This is a genomic window from Pantoea sp. SS70 (assembly GCF_029866845.1).
Lineage (GTDB): Bacteria > Pseudomonadota > Gammaproteobacteria > Enterobacterales > Enterobacteriaceae > Pantoea > Pantoea leporis.
The window spans coordinates 1,522,030-1,536,921 of the sequence record NZ_CP117199.1 but is presented as its reverse complement, the minus strand read 5'-3'; the positions used below and the strand labels follow the sequence as shown (position 1 = coordinate 1,536,921).

Below are 14,892 nucleotides of genomic sequence, written 5' to 3'. Positions count from 1 at the left end.
TTTCACTGACACCCTGGAGATGACGATGGCGAGTTCCTGGTTCCCCCGCTGGCAGAAAAAGTCAGCCATGACCGATGATGGGCTGATTGCGCCGGACGAAACGCTGCCGTTTGCGCAGACGGTCGTGCTAGGCCTGCAGCATGCTGTGGCAATGTTTGGCGCAACGGTGCTGATGCCGTTGCTGATGGGACTGGACCCCAATCTGGCGATTCTGGTTTCGGGCATCGGTACGCTGCTGTTCTTCCTGGTCACCGGCGGGCGCGTACCCAGTTATCTCGGATCCAGCGCGGCGTTTGTCGGCGTAATCATCGCGGTAACCGGCTTTAACGGTCAGGGACTCAACCCCAACCTGGCGCTGGCGCTGGGCGGCGTGATTGCCTGCGGCGCGCTCTATACACTGATTGGCCTGATTGTAATGAAGGTCGGCACCGGCTGGATCGAGCGTCTGATGCCGCCGGTGGTCACGGGCGCGGTGGTGATGGCGATTGGTCTGAACCTGGCGCCAATTGCGGTGCACGGTGTGTCCGGCTCGATGTTTGACAGCTGGATGGCGGTGATGACGGTGCTGTGCATTGGTCTGGTGGCGGTATTCACGCGCGGGATGATCCAGCGCCTGCTGATTCTGGTCGGCCTGATTGTCGCGTGGGCCATCTATGCACTGCTAACCAACGTGATGGGCTTCGGCAAACCGGTGGATTTCAGCGGCCTTGCCAACGCACCGTGGTTTGGCCTGCCGCACACCACCGCACCGATCTTTGATATGCAGGCCATCGTGATGATCGCGCCTGTGGCGATCATTCTGGTAGCGGAAAACCTCGGGCACATTAAAGCCGTGGCGGGCATGACCGGGCGCAATCTCGATCCCTGGATGGGCCGCGCCTTTGTCGGTGACGGTCTGGCAACCATGCTGTCGGGCTCAATCGGCGGCAGCGGTGTCACCACCTACGCGGAAAATATCGGTGTGATGGCGGTGACCAAAGTCTATTCAACTCTGGCCTTTGTGGCCGCCGCGGCGATCGCTTTGGTGCTTGGCTTCTCACCGAAATTTGGCGCGCTAATCCACACCATTCCCGGTCCGGTGATTGGTGGCGCATCGATTGTAGTATTTGGTTTGATTGCGGTGGCAGGCGCACGCATTTGGGTGCAGAACCATGTGGATTTTAATCAGAATGGCAATTTGATCATGGTGGCGACCACGCTGGTGCTGGGCGCCGGTGATTTTGCGCTGAAGATTGGCAGCTTCACCCTTGGCGGCATCGGCACCGCCACCTTTGGTGCCATCATCCTGAACGCGATTTTACAACGTCGCGGCGCCGCGCTGGCGAACGAGGCGGCACGGCAACATCCTTAAGGCTCGAGCGGTGCCTGATCGGGCACCGCTTTCTTGCGGCGTATACGCAGTTCGCTGACGATCACCCCACAAACAATCAGTGCCGCGCCCAGCAGCGCAGCAGCAGGTAGACGCTCGCCCGCCAAACGCCCTACCACGCCCGCCCACACCGGTTCACCGGCGTAAATCACCGTGGCACGCGTCGGTGAAACGCTGCGTTGCGCCCAGTTCATCGTCACCTGAATTAAGGCGCTGGCCGCGCCCAGACCCAACGCGCTCAGCAGCAACGGCGTTGACATGGCAGGAACCAATTCGCCATTCGGGATCATCAGAACAAAGGCGCAGGCCGATGCCACCATCAGCTGAATCAGCGTGACGCGGCGCACATCGACCTGTCCGGCATAACGGCTGATCAGGATGATCTCCGCCGCGATTGCCAGCGTGCTCAGTAAGGTGGCGATTTCACCGGCATTCAGCGTCAAACTGCCATCCTGCGGACCCGCCACCAGCACTAAACCGGTAAACGCCAGCAAAATGCCCAGCCACGCCATCAATCCCGGCGGACGGCGCAGGAATAACCATTGCAGCAGCGGCACCACCGGCACGTAGAGCGCGGTGATAAACGCCGACTGACTGCTGGAAATGGTTTGCATGCCCCAGGTTTGCAGACCGTAGCCGCCGGCAATCGACAGGCCAATCAGCGCGCCGGCTTTGATTTCCAGCCAGGTAACTTGCTTGAGATAACGACGGAAGAAAAAGGCCAGCAGCAGCGATGCCGTAGCAAAACGTAATCCCACAAAAAAGAACGGACCGGAATGGGCCATCGCCCGGTGTACCACCAAAAAAGTGCCACCCCAAACCATGGTAATAAATATGAGCACCAACTCCTGACGCGAAATACGCAGGCTGAGACGAGAAGAAGAAGCGGACATAACGCACCAGAATAATCAGTTGGCGGTCAGTTTGCTCAGAGAGCGGGGAAATTGCAATGCCTGTCACCGCCGGGCGAACCCGGCGGCCGGGGATTAACGGTCAGTCGCGCTATTTCTTGCCGCGGCTGCGTCCCCCTTTTTCACCGGCTACAGACGCGCGCTGTGGGTCGTTTCTAAAATTACCCCCGCTGTTTTTGCCGCCTTTGCGACCCGCTTCTGCGGCCCTTTCACGGTCCTCTGCGAAATTGCCTGATCCTCCACGATGTTCGGCCATCATTTCCTCCACGGATTGAGCATCCAGATTAGGGGCTTGTCACGATGCTGCCGTGAAAAGCCTGGCGGCGGATATTCCGCACACCTGATTAAATAATAGACAACGCAGCGGTGAGATCGGCCTGATATTCACAATTTGAAACAGATAATTCACTCATTTCACTGCGAAAAAGCAAATTTACCGCCGCGTTACAAGCAGTTAGCCGACACTTATTGGCACCTGCTTAACCTCTGTACAGCAGCCTGCGCAGGCTCTTCTATACTTTTGGTTACTCACCACCCTCGCAGGATGAAAACCATGGCAAAGATTTTGGTGCTCTATTATTCGATGTACGGACATATTGAAACCATGGCGCAAGCCGTGGCCGACGGTGCAAAGAGCGTGAGCGGCGCGGAAGTTACAATATTGCGCGTGCCGGAAAGCATGGATGCCGAGCGTTTCGCCCAGGTTGGCGGCAAAGTGGATCAGGCTGCGCCTGAAGCGAAACCGGAAGATTTGCCGCAGTATGATGCCATCATCGTTGGCACACCCACACGCTTCGGCAACATGGCGGGGCAGATGCGTAACTTCTGGGATCGCACTGGCGGCTTGTGGGCTTCGGGCGCGCTGTACGGCAAAATCGCCAGCGTCTTTGCTTCCACCGGTACCGGCGGCGGCCAGGAGCAAACCATCACTTCCGTCTGGACCACCCTCGCCCATCACGGCATGGTGATTGTTCCCATCGGTTATGGCACTAAAGAACTCTTCGACATCTCCCACGTACGCGGCGGAACGCCCTACGGCGCCACCACCCTGGCGGGCGGAGATGGATCACGTCAACCTTCGGCGGAAGAACTGGATATTGCCCGTTTTCAGGGCCAACACGTCGCCGGACTGGCGGTAAAGCTACAGGGATAAAATCCACAACAGGAGACCTTCATGACAACAGAACAGTCGAAAGAGCATCACGTAGGCGAATGGGCATCACTGCGCCACACTTCACGCGAAATCGCTGAAGCCATTTTTGAGGTAGCCAACTACGACGAACGTTTAGCCGAGCAGATCTGGAGCCAGCAAGGCAGCGATGAAGTGCTGATTCGCGCCTTCAAAAAGACCGACCAGGATGTTCTGACCTGGGACGATAAAACGGTCGAGCGCAAAAACGTTTGAATTGCAGGCGGGCATTGTCCCGCCTTTGTTACCTTTACATCACCAAGGAGCCTTGTATGTCAGCCTATCAAAGTATCAATCCAGCCAATAACCAACTGCTAAAAGCGTGGAACGAGCACGATGATGCCTATGCACAACAGGCGCTGGAAACCGCAGATGCGCTTTATCATTCCGCGTGGAGTAAAGGCGATATTCAACCGCGTCTGCAGGTGCTACACCGTTTAGCCGATTTGATTGACCAACGGGCCGAAGAGCTGGCGACCATCGCCAGTAAAGAGATGGGCAAACTGATTGGCCAGAGCCGTGGTGAAGTAAAAATCTGTTCGCAGATCGCCCGCTACTACGCTGAACATGCCGCGACATTTTTACAGCCGCAACCCTACGCCAGCGATGTGGGCGATGCCTGGCTTGAGTACCATCCGATTGGCGTGATCGTCGCGGTCGAGCCGTGGAACTTCCCTTACTATCAGCTGATGCGCGTGCTGGCGCCAAACCTGGCGCTCGGCAATCCGGTGCTGGCGAAACACGCCAATATCGTGCCGCACTGCGCCGATGTGTTTGAAAAGCTGGTAGAAGAAGCCGGTGCGCCAAAAGGCGCATGGACCAACCTGTTTATCTCCACCGATCAAGTCGCGGATTTGATTGCCGATCCGCGCGTGCAAGGCGTGGCGCTGACGGGTTCCGAACGCGCCGGTAGTGCCGTGGCGGAACAGGCCGGTAAACACTTGAAGAAATCGACGCTGGAGCTGGGCGGTAACGATGTGTTTGTGGTGCTGGACGATGCCGATATCGATGAAGCGGTACGTCAGGGTGCGCAAGCTCGCCTCAGTAACTGCGGCCAGGTCTGTACCGCCGCCAAGCGCTTTATTTTGCATGAGAAAATTGCCGATACGTTTATGGCCAAATTTAGCGCGGCTCTGCAATCGGCCACGCCGGGCGATCCGCTTGATGAGAAAACCACGCTTGGTCCGCTCTCTTCAAAAGATGCACGCGATCGTTTAGTGAAGCAGGTTGAGGAAGCGGTGCAAAATGGCGCGCGCGTGGAGTTTGGTGGACGCGCCATTGATGGCGTCGGCTGCTATTACCAGCCAACGGTGCTCACTGGTCTGACGCCAGACAATCCTGCTTACTATCAGGAGTTCTTTGGCCCGGTAGCACAGGTGTATGTGGTGGCGGACGATCGTGCCGCTGTGGCACTGGCGAATGATTCAAATTACGGCCTGGGCGGTTCAGTCTGGACTAAAGACATTGCGCGCGGCCGTAAGATGGCATCGCAGATTGAAACCGGCATGGTGTTTATCAATTCGCAGAGCGATACCTCAGCAGAACTGCCGTTTGGTGGCGTGAAACGTTCCGGATATGGACGTGAGTTATCGGATCTGGGGATTAAAGAGTTCGCCAACCAAAAATTAGTGGTCGTCGCCGGTTAACTGGCACAAAAAACCCCGCCGCGGCGGGGTTTTCTTTGAGCAGCAATTCAGTTACTGGTCGCTGCTTTGGCCGGTTCTTCTGACTTGGCTGGCGTAGCATCGGCTTGCGCTTTCTGTGCCGCTGCCGCATCAGCCTTGGCTTTGTCATCCGCTGCTTTCTGGGCAGTGGCTTTCTCCGCTTTGGCTTTCTCGTCTGCCGCTTTCTGCGCGGCCGCTTTATCCGCCTTCACTTTCTCTTCAGCCGCTTTCGCGTCTGCAGCCTTCTGTGCTGCGGCTTTATCCGCTGCTGCTTTGTCTGCGGCTGCTTTATCCGCAGCAGTCTGATCGGCTTTCTGCTTAGCGTCATCTGCGGCTGGTGCTGCGGCCGCAGGTGCTGGCTGTTCTGCCGCAGCCGGTGCCGCAGCAGGCTGCAGTGGCGTACCTTGCAGAGCGCCATTCAGTGCGCCGGTGAATTGATCCCAACTGCAGTAGCCGTTGGCATCCGTTTCGCAGCCCGCCAGTTGCAGCGTGACGCGCTTCGGTGGATTTTTCAGGCTCAGCACATCGGCATCGCGCAGTTGATCGGCCGTTTGATAGACGTACTCAATTTTCAGCAGATCTTTGTTGTTCTTCACATCGTGCCAGCGTTCGAATACTACCTGGCCGCCAATCGGTGTTTTCTCGTCGTTGCCCGGCAGTTCATAAGGCTTAACCTGCAGTGCGCTGAGTAAGGAGGCGATGTTGGAATCATGACCAACCATCAGCGTCACTTTTGGCGCGTTGGCTTTATCCTGATCGACTAACTGGCTGCGGATGTAATCCACCAGCGGTGCGGCCACTTCGCGCGCCACTTCAGGAGAGGCGAACAGCGCATCCTGATAACCGTTTTTGATCGACGCCAGCTCTTTCCACTGTTCAGGCGTTTTGATCTGGCCCCAGGCAACCTGATCGGCCGGGAAACCTTCGTAATATTGCAGCGTAAACGCATCCACCAGCGAGTTGCCGATTTTCAGCGGACCGCTTACGTTCGGCTCTTTACCGTTATCCGCGCTGAAAGTGTTATCGCCGCTGCTCAAATCACACTGCTTTTTGCCGTTACAGGCCGGGGCAGATTTGTAGTCGACGATTTTTTCCAGATGCTGGAAGGCAGGCTTCAGTGCCAGCTTTTCATTAGCCGCGGTCATGGCAGCCAGGGCTTTCTTGTTGAATTCATCGCTGCCGTCGGTGACGACCGGATTGAAGATCGGATCCATGGTGCCCATCGCATCCTGATGCGTGACCGCGATATCACAGCCAGGGAAGGCGCCAGTGATAAAGTACTGCGCGGTCGCCACGGTGCGCTGCAGGCTGTTGGCGTAGACAAAGATGTTGCTGCTGTCCGGACAAGTCCCGTTCTGGACTAAGCCCTGCTGTGCCAGCCACTGACGGGTATAATTCCCCATGTAGACTTCCAGCACGCCACCTTTGGTGGTGAGCTCACCGCCCGCGACATCCCACTGCGGCCAGCTCTTCCTGGTGGATTGTTCCAGTACGCTGCCGTTATTGGCGAGCGGCGCACGCAGATTGTGACGGCTTAACATCAGCACCTGCTGGAGTTGCATATCTCCATCCGCAGCATAGGCGGACATGCCCATCGGGAGCGCAGCGATGACTGACAACGCGCAAAGACTCAGTTTCTTGATCATTGTGCCTATTCCATAATTCATCAGTGAAACACTCTGGCTTTCAAACGATTAGCCCGCCAAAGAGCGAATTACCGCACAGTGTAACTCAGCTTGCATCGGAAAATCGCCAGATGTTTGCAAAAAACCGTGCATGGAATATAGCAGCTAACGCGCGTGGCGTCGGGGAACGGCAGCAGATGGAAAAGCCACGCGATGTTTTTCGGAATTTATGAACGCAGAAAAGCAAAAAGCCCGCATTTCTGCGGGCTTCTTTAATATGGCGGAGGAACAGAGATTCGAACTCTGGGATGGTTTCCCATCGACGGTTTTCAAGACCGTTGCCTTAAGCCACTCGGCCATCCCTCCGGGGATTTTTTTGTTGCGTCACTCTGCAAGAGTGAATGGCGGAGGAGGAGAGATTCGAACTCTCGGATGGTTTCCCATCGACGGTTTTCAAGACCGTTGCCTTAAGCCACTCGGCCACCCCTCCGCAATGAGGCGCACTATAAACATCCCCCATAACGATGTAAAGCCTGCAATGAATCGTTCGGCTGAAAAACAGCCAAATTCTATTTTTTCGGCGTCAATTTCGCCATTCTGCTCAGCGAAACAGCAATTTATCGCGTAAAGATGGGTAAAACGCCTTTTCTGTCTTTCAGGCGCTGCGTATCCTCGTGCCATATTTGGTGTTTCTCTCTTTAAGGAGCGCATGATGGAAAGAATTTTTAGCTCGTCGCAGCAATCGTTAGTCAGCACCCACAAAGTGCTGCGCAATACTTATCTGTTACTTGGCTTTACGCTGGCCTTCTCGGCCGTCACCGCCACACTCAGCACCGTGTTTGCCTTGCCTTCACCGGGCCTGATTCTGATGCTGGTCGGCTTTTATGGCTTGATGTTCCTGACGCATAAACTGGCTAACAGTCCGGCAGGTATTCTGGCGGCCTTCGCTTTCACCGGCTTCCTCGGTTACTGCCTTGGTCCAATCCTGAGCTCGTTCCTCACTGCAGGCATGGGTGATGTGATCGCTATGGCACTGGGCGGTACCGCGCTGGTGTTCTTCGGTTGCTCGGCCTACGTATTGACCACACGCCGCGATATGTCATTCCTGAGTGGCATGATGATGGCCGGCTTTGTCGTGCTGCTGGTGGCGGTGGTTGCTAATATCTTCCTGCAACTACCTGCGCTGCATCTGGCGATTAGCGCCCTGTTCATCCTGTTCTCTGCCGGTGCCATCCTGTGGGAAACCAGCAACATCATTCACGGTGGTGAAACCAACTATATTCGCGCCACCGTAAGCCTGTATGTTTCGCTGTATAACATTTTTGTTAGCCTGTTGAGCCTGCTGGGCTTCGCTAACCGCGATTAAGCTGCCGCAAGAGTTATCAAACCCCGCTTCGGCGGGGTTTTTGCTTTTTATGGCCGGGCGAATTTACAATGTGTCGATTAACTCCATGAGGAATGACTGTGAATTTTGCTGGTAAAGAGATTGCCACCGATGCGGAAGGCTATCTGAAAAATAGCGCGGACTGGAGCGAGCCGCTGGCTGCTGCCATCGCGAAGCAAGAAGCGATCGTGATGAGTGACGCGCACTGGGAAGTAGTGCACTTTGTGCGCAACTTTTACCAGGAGTTTAATACGTCGCCGGCGGTGCGCATGCTGGTGAAAGCCATGGCGCAAAAGTATGGCGAGGAGAAAGGCAACAGCCGCTATCTGTTCCGTCTTTTCCCGGAAGGCCCGGCCAAGCAGGCGACCAAAATTGCCGGATTGCCAAAACCGGCGAAATGCTTGTAATCAGCCGGTGGTGAATCGGGTCGGCATTTCCCTGGGCTGATGCGGCTCCACCAGCACTTTATCCACCCGCGCGCTCCGCGGCCCACCCGCTTTGAGCCAACTGATTAATGCATCGACCTGCTGCGCCTCACCGGACGCCAGCACTTCAACGCTGCCGTCCGCCAGATTGTGCGCATAACCGTTAAGATTCAATTCTCTGGCCTGCGCTTGGGTGTGGTAGCGAAACCCCACGCCCTGCACGATGCCGTGCACCGAAATTTTACAGCATGTGGTAGCCATTGCGTTCTCTCATCAGCTTGCGTTGCAATTTGCCGCCATCCGCCGGAAAATGGCGCCTCATTTTTTCAGGTAAGCATAGCAAACTATGACCGTTCGATTGATTCTCACAAAGGGACGTGAAAAATCCCTGCTCCGCCGCCATCCGTGGGTGTTCTCTGGTGCCGTTGCACGTATGGAAGGTAAAGCCCAGTCTGGTGAAACCATTGATATCTGTGACAGCAATGGCAAATGGCTGGCTCGCGCCGCGTATTCTCCGCAATCACAAATTCGCGCACGCGTCTGGAGTTGGCAACAGGATGAGTCAATCGACATCACCTTCTTCGTGCGCCGCTTTGAGCAAGCCCAGCTGTGGCGTGACTGGCTGGCGAAACGTGATGGGCTGGACAGCTATCGCCTGATTGCCGGTGAGTCTGATGGCATGCCGGGCGTAACCATCGATCGCTTCGGCAACTTCCTGGTGATGCAGCTGTTGTCTGCGGGTGCCGAGTATCAGCGTCCGGCCATCGTCTCCGCCTTACAACAGTGTTTCCCGGATTGCGCTATTTACGATCGCTCAGACGTGGCGGTGCGTAAAAAAGAGGGACTGGAGCTGGCACAAGGGCCGGTTTCGGGTGAACTGCCGCCACCGCTGCTGCCGATTACTGAACACGGCATGAAGCTGCTGGTGGATATTCAGGGCGGTCATAAAACCGGCTATTACCTTGATCAGCGTGACAGCCGTTTTGCCACGCGTGGCTACTCAGATAATGCACGCGTGCTGAACTGCTTCTCTTACACCGGTGGTTTTGCGGTTTCTGCCTTGATGGGCGGCTGTCGTGAAGTGATTAGCGTTGATACTTCGCAAGACGCACTCGACGTGGCGAAACAGAACGTTGAACTCAATGGTCTGGATGTGTCGCGTGCCCAGTTTGTGCGTGACGATGTGTTCAAACTGCTGCGTCGTTATCGCGACAGCGGCGAAAAGTTCGACCTGATCGTCATGGATCCGCCGAAATTCGTAGAGAACAAGAACCAGTTGATGGGCGCGTGTCGCGGCTATAAAGATATCAATATGCTGGCCATTCAGCTGTTGAATCCTGGTGGCGTATTGCTGACCTTCTCCTGTTCTGGCCTGATGCCAACCGATTTGTTCCAGAAAATCATCGCTGATGCCGCCGTTGATGCCGGTCGTGATGTACAATTTATAGAGCAGTTCCGTCAGGCAGCCGACCATCCAGTGATCGCCAGCTATCCTGAAGGGCTTTATCTGAAAGGTTTTGCCTGCCGCGTGCTGTGACTTGAAAACGCTGTCCCTGCCTCCATATTGGTTACAGGGCAGTCTTTTGGGAGGTCACAATGATTACGACTAAATTTGGAATTGGACAGCAGGTCCGACATCGTCTCTCCGGGGTGCTCGGCGTTATCGTGGATGTCGATCCGGAGTTTTCGCTTGATGAGCCAGAAGTTGATGATGTCGCTGCCAGCGAAACGCTGCGCGCCGCGCCCTGGTATCATGTGGTGATGGAAGATGAAGAAGGCGATCAGGTGCATACCTATGTCGCTGAAGTTCAGCTGGCGGGGGAAACCTCCTTCGAACATCCCGAACAACCTTCAATGGATGAGCTTGCCGCGTCAATTCGGCAACAGCTGCAGGCACCCAGCCTGAGACATTAATCAAACGGCGACTCCGGTCGCCGTTTCTGTTTTAGTGCCTAATCCCCAGCCGAGGAATTTCAATTTTTGGACAGCGATCCATTATCACGGTCATACCCGCATCTTGCGCCAGCACCGCCGCCTGCTCATTAATCACGCCCAGCTGTAACCACAACGTATCCGCACCAATGGCGATCGCTTCCTGCGCTACGCCCCATGCCGCTTCGGCATTGCGAAACACATCTACCATATCCACTTTTCCGGGTACATCCGCCAGCGTGGCATAGGCGGTTTGACCAAGAAGTTGCTGTCCCGCCAATTTAGGACTCACCGGAATCACCTCGTATCCCTGATCAAGTAAATATTTCATCACGCCATAGCTCGGGCGATCGGGGCGGTCGCTGGCGCCCACTAACGCGATACGTTTGGTTTTAGTCAGCACATCGCGAATCGTTTGATCATTCATCTTTTTTCTCCTGGTTCATTCGCTTAAGTGTAGATGGCATTGCGCATCAGGCAGCAACTGTTGGTCACCAGAACTTTGCGCAGCAGCACGAATAAATATGTAAAAATGTAAATTTACTGCCATAATGTAATACTTTGCTACACATAATCGATTTACCCCCTTCTGCCGGGAGTTGAAATGAAGCTGTCTTTAACTGCTACGGGTTTACTGCTGTTGCTCGTATCAGCCTCATGCCAGGCCATCACTCTCAAGCTCGATCCCGAGATCGAACTGCTGGTGCTGGACGGGCGTAAAATTTCTGGTTCGCTGCTGAAAGGCGCAGGCAGCCTTGAGCTGGATCGTGGGCAGCATCAGTTTCTGTTTCGTGTGGAAAAACCGGGCACTGACGCCGCGCACTTTCAATCCGTGCCGATGATTGTCACTTTCAGCGCCAATGCCCATTCGGTGGCAATTCGCTTGCCTGCGCTCACTAATCGTCGTGAACGTAGCACCTTCGACAAAACCCTCAACTTTCAACTGATTGATGAACGCGGCATAGAAATCACCAGCCTGCGCGACCATTTGCCGAAGCCAGGTGATACCGATTTCGAAAAGGCGATGGTGAATTATAATCGTGATGCCCACGCCGCTTCGGTTCCGCGTTTTGCCTTACATTCGCTGAGCGCCAGCGAGGCGCAGTTGAATCTGGATTACGCCTGGCAGGACGTTAGCGATCTTCCCTCTTTGCATGGCTGGTTCAAGCGTTTTGATGCCGCCACACGTCTGCGTTTTATTAGCTGGATGAAAACCTTACGCACAAGTTGATAGTGATGAAACGCCAGGGGTAAACTCCTGCATTAACACATAATGCATGAGAAGAAACAGGAAGCCCTATGGAGCAGACCGTTCGTACCCTTCAGGTTCAGAAACATATCGCCCTCGTTGCACACGATCACTGTAAAGCCTCGCTGCTGGAGTGGGTGCAAACCAACCAAAGCACGCTGCAACAGCATGTGTTGTACGCTACCGGCACCACCGGCAATCTGATTAATCGTCATACCGGATTGGATGTTAACGCCATGCTAAGCGGCCCGATGGGCGGCGATCAGCAAGTGGGTGCGTTGATTTCGGAAGGTAAAATTGATGTGCTGATTTTCTTCTGGGATCCGCTGAATGCGGTGCCGCACGATCCAGATGTCAAAGCGCTGCTGCGCCTCGCCACGGTGTGGAATATCCCGGTGGCCAATAACCGCACCACCGCAGATTTTATTATCCAGTCACCGAAGTTTGCCCAACAGATTGAGATTCAGATTCCAGACTATCAGCGTTATCTCGCCGAACGCCTGAAACCCTAATCATCAGGCCTTACGGCTTTGTGGCACACCTAATTCGCGCAGGTGCTCGACAAATACCGAAGGCCGATCTTTATCGAACATCAGCCACACCTGCTGGCGCGCACGCGTCATCGCCACATACGCCAGCCGTCGCTCCTCCGCATCCGGGAAATCTTCCGGCTGCGGCAGCAAACCCTCTTCGATGATGGATTCCCGCGCTTGTGCCGGGAAACCGTCGCGTCCCTGATGCAGCCCCAATACAATAACAAAATCCGCCTGTTGTCCTTTGCTGGCATGGATCGTCATGAAATCCAGCTTTAACTTTGGCCAGCGCGTTTTAGCTTTATCGAGGATTGCCGGCCGCAAATGGTGGTAACGCGCTAGCAGCAGTACGCGCTCTTCGGGTTTGGCATAACCGCTCAGTTTATCGAACAGCGCTTCCAGTTGATCCTGCGGCAGCAAAGTCACCGATTTTTTATTACCTTTGCACAAGCTGTTCAACGGCTTGCGCAGCTGATGCGGGTTCTGTTGTACAAAGCGATTGGCTATCTCACCAATACGATCGTTAAAGCGATAGGTGGTATCCAGCACGCAGCGATCGCCATCGCCGAAATAGTGATGGAACGCGGTGGTCAAACTCATTTCGGCACCGCTAAAGCGATAGATTGCCTGCCAGTCATCGCCCACCGCGTACAGGCTGGTTCGCTTGTTTTGCTGACGCAGCGCCGTCAGCAGTGCGGCTCGCTGCGGTGAGATGTCCTGAAACTCATCGACCAGAATATGCTTCCACGGGCTGATAAAACGCCCTTTCTCCAGAATGGCAATCGCCTGGTGAATCAGCCCGGAGAAATCGACCGCGCCCTCCTCTTTCAGCGCGCTTTTCCATGCCTTTAACAGTGGCGCCATCAGTTTGACACGCTTGCTGAAATTATCGCGCTGCGCTTCTGCCACATCCGCGATCATTGCCGCCTGCGCGCCGCCGTGCATGCGCATCAAGCCCAGCCAGCGCTCCATGCGCGATGCGATGCGCTGCGCCAGTTTGTCATCTTGCCAAAAGGGACCTTCGGGAATCTCCCACTCCAGCTCATCCTGTAACCACTGACGCCAGCCGCTGGCCTGCGCTTTCTTGCTGTTGCACTGCTCACGCCAGGTCGCAATCAGTAACTGTCGCCGCGCCTTGCTGTCGCTTTCCAGCTTGCTGATCACCGGTTGTTTGTTACTGCCTTCGCGGATGATATGCAGCGCCAATGCATGGAAGGTACGCGCCTGAATCGCGCTCTCACCAAGGCGCGTTTGAATACGGTCATTCATCTCATCTGCCGCCTGACGACCAAACGCCAGCAACAGAATTTGATCCGTTTGCGCCAGCTTGCGTTTCAGTAGCCAACCCGCGCGCGCCACCAGCACCGAGGTTTTGCCACTGCCCGCCCCCGCCAGCACCAGCAGCGCGTCTTCGCCATTCACTACAGCTTCGCATTGCGATGGATTGAGCGGCGTGGTTTCAACCGTGGAGAAGAATTCGTGATAGTCGCTGAGGATCTTGCTGGTCCATTGGCGATTGCGTTGGCGGATCGCCGCTTCACCCTGCTCCAGCCATTGCTGGCAGAATTCCCAGCGCTCACGACAGTTATCAAACTCGGCAATACGCGCGAGAGGCAACGGCAAGGCAGAAAACTGGCGTGTAATGCTCTCTTTTACCGCGCTCAGCTCACTGCGTTTCAACCAGCGATCCTGTTGGGTGAAGGCGAGGATTTCCTGCTCCAGCGCGACCAACACCTCCGCGCTCACCTCGCTCATCTCCTGGCTCCACTGCTGCCAGGCGTGCTGCAAGTAGTGGAAAAAGCGCTGCGTTTCCTGCCATTCGGTACCATGCAGGCGCACCACTTTCTCATCTGGCAGCAGAAACTCCAGTTCGCCCCATACCATGCCGCGTTTACAGGCAATGTTGAGCAACTGGTTAAACGGGATCAGATATTCATGGCGATCGCCACTGACTTCCACGCCGGCGGCCAGCAAGCGCACCCGATTATAGGGATGCTGTGCCAGACGTTTACCCATTGATGTTGCTTTCAGTTCCATGTCCGCACCGTCATGTGGAATTCGATATCGCGCAGTTTACCTGTCAGACTCTTGGCGCTCCAGCCTTAAAACAGGCTAAACTTGGCGCCACATATTGCGGATTGCAAAAGGAAAAACACGTTTATGCGTACCGTACTTAATATTCTTAATTTCATTCTCGGCGGCTTTTTCACCACCCTCAGCTGGCTGTTTGCCACCCTGATGAGCATCGTGCTGATTTTTACGCTGCCGTTGACGCGTTCCTGCTGGGAAATCACCAAACTGTCTCTGCTGCCCTTTGGCAACGAAGCGGTGCATGTCGATGTGCTGCGTCCCGACAGTAAAAGCCATGTGATGAATACCGGCGGCACCTTCCTTAACATTTTCTGGCTGATACTGTTTGGCTGGTGGTTGTGTCTTGCGCATATCTCGGCCGGTATCGTGCAGTGTCTGACCATCATCGGCATTCCTGTTGGCATCGCCAACTTCAAAATTGCCGCGATTGCGCTGTGGCCGGTTGGCCGTCGCGTGGTCTCCGTTGAAGAAGCGCAGGCTGCGCGTGAAGCCAATGCGCGTCGCCGCTACTGAGGCCGTT

General features: G+C 55.3%; 17 protein-coding genes and 2 tRNA genes. 11 read left to right on the top strand and 8 right to left on the bottom strand.

The genetic code is table 11. The features are described from left to right. Nucleotides 1-25: 25 nt before the first annotated feature. Complete coding sequence (gene rutG / locus PO881_RS07020) at nucleotides 26-1,351, top strand: pyrimidine utilization transport protein G (RefSeq protein ID WP_110865877.1); 1,326 nt, start codon at nucleotides 26-28, stop codon at nucleotides 1,349-1,351. Here rutG and PO881_RS07015 read toward each other — a convergent pair. Together PO881_RS07015 and PO881_RS07010 are read right to left on the bottom strand one after the other, a co-directional pair. Next, nucleotides 1,348-2,262: a DMT family transporter gene (locus PO881_RS07015; RefSeq protein ID WP_217547026.1), complete on the bottom strand. Its 915-nt coding sequence runs from the start codon at nucleotides 2,260-2,262 to the stop codon at nucleotides 1,348-1,350. The genes rutG and PO881_RS07015 overlap by 4 nt on opposite strands. Before the next feature lie 109 nt (nucleotides 2,263-2,371). Next, nucleotides 2,372-2,536: a general stress protein gene (locus PO881_RS07010; protein WP_061717065.1), complete on the bottom strand. Its 165-nt coding sequence runs from the start codon at nucleotides 2,534-2,536 to the stop codon at nucleotides 2,372-2,374. Between the two features lie 297 nt (nucleotides 2,537-2,833). Between PO881_RS07010 and wrbA the strand changes: the two genes are divergently transcribed. From wrbA to PO881_RS06995, 3 genes are read left to right on the top strand one after another with little or no spacing between them, the layout of a single operon-like run. Then, nucleotides 2,834-3,433, top strand: coding sequence for an NAD(P)H:quinone oxidoreductase (gene wrbA, locus PO881_RS07005; RefSeq protein WP_101760909.1), 600 nt, complete (start codon nucleotides 2,834-2,836; stop codon nucleotides 3,431-3,433). Nucleotides 3,434-3,454: 21 nt separating this feature from the next. Continuing rightward, nucleotides 3,455-3,685, top strand: a complete 231-nt coding sequence (locus PO881_RS07000; RefSeq protein ID WP_007887329.1) for a YccJ family protein — start codon at nucleotides 3,455-3,457, stop codon at nucleotides 3,683-3,685. Between the two features lie 56 nt (nucleotides 3,686-3,741). Then, nucleotides 3,742-5,115, top strand: a complete 1,374-nt coding sequence (locus PO881_RS06995; protein WP_101760910.1) for an NAD-dependent succinate-semialdehyde dehydrogenase — start codon at nucleotides 3,742-3,744, stop codon at nucleotides 5,113-5,115. A 47-nt stretch (nucleotides 5,116-5,162) separates the two neighbouring features. Here the strand turns inward: PO881_RS06995 and agp are convergent, their stop codons facing one another. The 3 genes from agp to PO881_RS06980 all read right to left on the bottom strand — a co-directional run bounded on the left by agp (nucleotide 5,163) and on the right by PO881_RS06980 (nucleotide 7,248). Further along, nucleotides 5,163-6,779, bottom strand: coding sequence for a bifunctional glucose-1-phosphatase/inositol phosphatase (gene agp / locus PO881_RS06990; protein ID WP_280172660.1), 1,617 nt, complete (start codon nucleotides 6,777-6,779; stop codon nucleotides 5,163-5,165). 257 nt (nucleotides 6,780-7,036) lie between these two features. After that, a tRNA-Ser gene (locus tag PO881_RS06985) sits at nucleotides 7,037-7,124 on the bottom strand. 36 nt (nucleotides 7,125-7,160) lie between these two features. Then, nucleotides 7,161-7,248 (bottom strand) — tRNA-Ser (locus PO881_RS06980). A gap of 222 nt (nucleotides 7,249-7,470) precedes the next feature. On the opposite strand from PO881_RS06980, the gene yccA reads away from it, so the two are divergent. Together yccA and tusE are read left to right on the top strand one after the other, a co-directional pair. Beyond that, nucleotides 7,471-8,124: an FtsH protease modulator YccA gene (gene yccA / locus PO881_RS06975; protein WP_007887332.1), complete on the top strand. Its 654-nt coding sequence runs from the start codon at nucleotides 7,471-7,473 to the stop codon at nucleotides 8,122-8,124. Nucleotides 8,125-8,222: 98 nt separating this feature from the next. Continuing rightward, nucleotides 8,223-8,549: a sulfurtransferase TusE gene (tusE, locus tag PO881_RS06970; protein ID WP_280172659.1), complete on the top strand. Its 327-nt coding sequence runs from the start codon at nucleotides 8,223-8,225 to the stop codon at nucleotides 8,547-8,549. Here tusE and yccX read toward each other — a convergent pair whose 3' ends face one another. After that, nucleotides 8,550-8,828: an acylphosphatase gene (gene yccX, locus PO881_RS06965; protein WP_280172658.1), complete on the bottom strand. Its 279-nt coding sequence runs from the start codon at nucleotides 8,826-8,828 to the stop codon at nucleotides 8,550-8,552. It lies immediately after the preceding gene. Between the two features lie 85 nt (nucleotides 8,829-8,913). Here yccX and rlmI point away from each other — a divergent pair, with 85 nt between their 5' ends. After that, a complete protein-coding gene (rlmI, locus tag PO881_RS06960; protein ID WP_101760914.1) occupies nucleotides 8,914-10,104 on the top strand; it encodes a 23S rRNA (cytosine(1962)-C(5))-methyltransferase RlmI in 1,191 nt (396 codons plus the stop codon). 59 nt (nucleotides 10,105-10,163) lie between these two features. Continuing rightward, nucleotides 10,164-10,481 (top strand): heat shock protein HspQ, encoded by a 318-nt coding sequence (gene hspQ, locus PO881_RS06955; protein WP_008101422.1) that lies wholly within the window; start codon nucleotides 10,164-10,166, stop codon nucleotides 10,479-10,481. A gap of 31 nt (nucleotides 10,482-10,512) precedes the next feature. On the opposite strand, the gene PO881_RS06950 is transcribed toward hspQ, so the two are convergent. Next, nucleotides 10,513-10,926, bottom strand: a complete 414-nt coding sequence (locus tag PO881_RS06950; protein WP_101760915.1) for a CoA-binding protein — start codon at nucleotides 10,924-10,926, stop codon at nucleotides 10,513-10,515. Nucleotides 10,927-11,103: 177 nt separating this feature from the next. Here PO881_RS06950 and PO881_RS06945 point away from each other — a divergent pair, with 177 nt between their 5' ends. Together PO881_RS06945 and PO881_RS06940 are read left to right on the top strand one after the other, a co-directional pair. Next, entirely contained in the window at nucleotides 11,104-11,730 is a 627-nt protein-coding gene (locus PO881_RS06945) for a DUF2057 family protein (protein WP_210080555.1), read from the top strand. Between the two features lie 68 nt (nucleotides 11,731-11,798). Continuing rightward, on the top strand, nucleotides 11,799-12,260 hold the full coding sequence (locus tag PO881_RS06940) for a methylglyoxal synthase (RefSeq protein ID WP_101760917.1): 462 nt from the start codon (nucleotides 11,799-11,801) through the stop codon (nucleotides 12,258-12,260). A gap of 3 nt (nucleotides 12,261-12,263) precedes the next feature. Here PO881_RS06940 and helD read toward each other — a convergent pair whose 3' ends face one another. Continuing rightward, nucleotides 12,264-14,318 (bottom strand): DNA helicase IV, encoded by a 2,055-nt coding sequence (helD, locus tag PO881_RS06935; protein ID WP_280172656.1) that lies wholly within the window; start codon nucleotides 14,316-14,318, stop codon nucleotides 12,264-12,266. A 123-nt stretch (nucleotides 14,319-14,441) separates the two neighbouring features. On the opposite strand from helD, the gene PO881_RS06930 reads away from it, so the two are divergent. Next, on the top strand, nucleotides 14,442-14,885 hold the full coding sequence (locus PO881_RS06930) for a YccF domain-containing protein (RefSeq protein WP_137385518.1): 444 nt from the start codon (nucleotides 14,442-14,444) through the stop codon (nucleotides 14,883-14,885). The last annotated feature ends 7 nt before the right edge of the window (nucleotides 14,886-14,892 follow it).

Excerpts from the sequence above, each read along its gene's own strand:
- rutG (WP_110865877.1), top strand. The coding sequence starts at position 26 with ATGGCGAGTTCCTGGTTCCCCCGCTGGCAGAAAAAGTCAGCCATGACC.
- PO881_RS07015 (WP_217547026.1), bottom strand. The coding sequence starts at position 2,262 with ATGTCCGCTTCTTCTTCTCGTCTCAGCCTGCGTATTTCGCGTCAGGAG.
- PO881_RS07010 (WP_061717065.1), bottom strand. The coding sequence starts at position 2,536 with ATGGCCGAACATCGTGGAGGATCAGGCAATTTCGCAGAGGACCGTGAA.
- wrbA (WP_101760909.1), top strand. The coding sequence starts at position 2,834 with ATGGCAAAGATTTTGGTGCTCTATTATTCGATGTACGGACATATTGAA.
- PO881_RS07000 (WP_007887329.1), top strand. The coding sequence starts at position 3,455 with ATGACAACAGAACAGTCGAAAGAGCATCACGTAGGCGAATGGGCATCA.
- PO881_RS06995 (WP_101760910.1), top strand. The coding sequence starts at position 3,742 with ATGTCAGCCTATCAAAGTATCAATCCAGCCAATAACCAACTGCTAAAA.
- agp (WP_280172660.1), bottom strand. The coding sequence starts at position 6,779 with ATGATCAAGAAACTGAGTCTTTGCGCGTTGTCAGTCATCGCTGCGCTC.
- yccA (WP_007887332.1), top strand. The coding sequence starts at position 7,471 with ATGGAAAGAATTTTTAGCTCGTCGCAGCAATCGTTAGTCAGCACCCAC.
- yccX (WP_280172658.1), bottom strand. The coding sequence starts at position 8,828 with ATGGCTACCACATGCTGTAAAATTTCGGTGCACGGCATCGTGCAGGGC.
- rlmI (WP_101760914.1), top strand. The coding sequence starts at position 8,914 with ATGACCGTTCGATTGATTCTCACAAAGGGACGTGAAAAATCCCTGCTC.
- hspQ (WP_008101422.1), top strand. The coding sequence starts at position 10,164 with ATGATTACGACTAAATTTGGAATTGGACAGCAGGTCCGACATCGTCTC.
- PO881_RS06950 (WP_101760915.1), bottom strand. The coding sequence starts at position 10,926 with ATGAATGATCAAACGATTCGCGATGTGCTGACTAAAACCAAACGTATC.
- PO881_RS06945 (WP_210080555.1), top strand. The coding sequence starts at position 11,104 with ATGAAGCTGTCTTTAACTGCTACGGGTTTACTGCTGTTGCTCGTATCA.
- PO881_RS06940 (WP_101760917.1), top strand. The coding sequence starts at position 11,799 with ATGGAGCAGACCGTTCGTACCCTTCAGGTTCAGAAACATATCGCCCTC.
- helD (WP_280172656.1), bottom strand. The coding sequence starts at position 14,318 with ATGGAACTGAAAGCAACATCAATGGGTAAACGTCTGGCACAGCATCCC.
- PO881_RS06930 (WP_137385518.1), top strand. The coding sequence starts at position 14,442 with ATGCGTACCGTACTTAATATTCTTAATTTCATTCTCGGCGGCTTTTTC.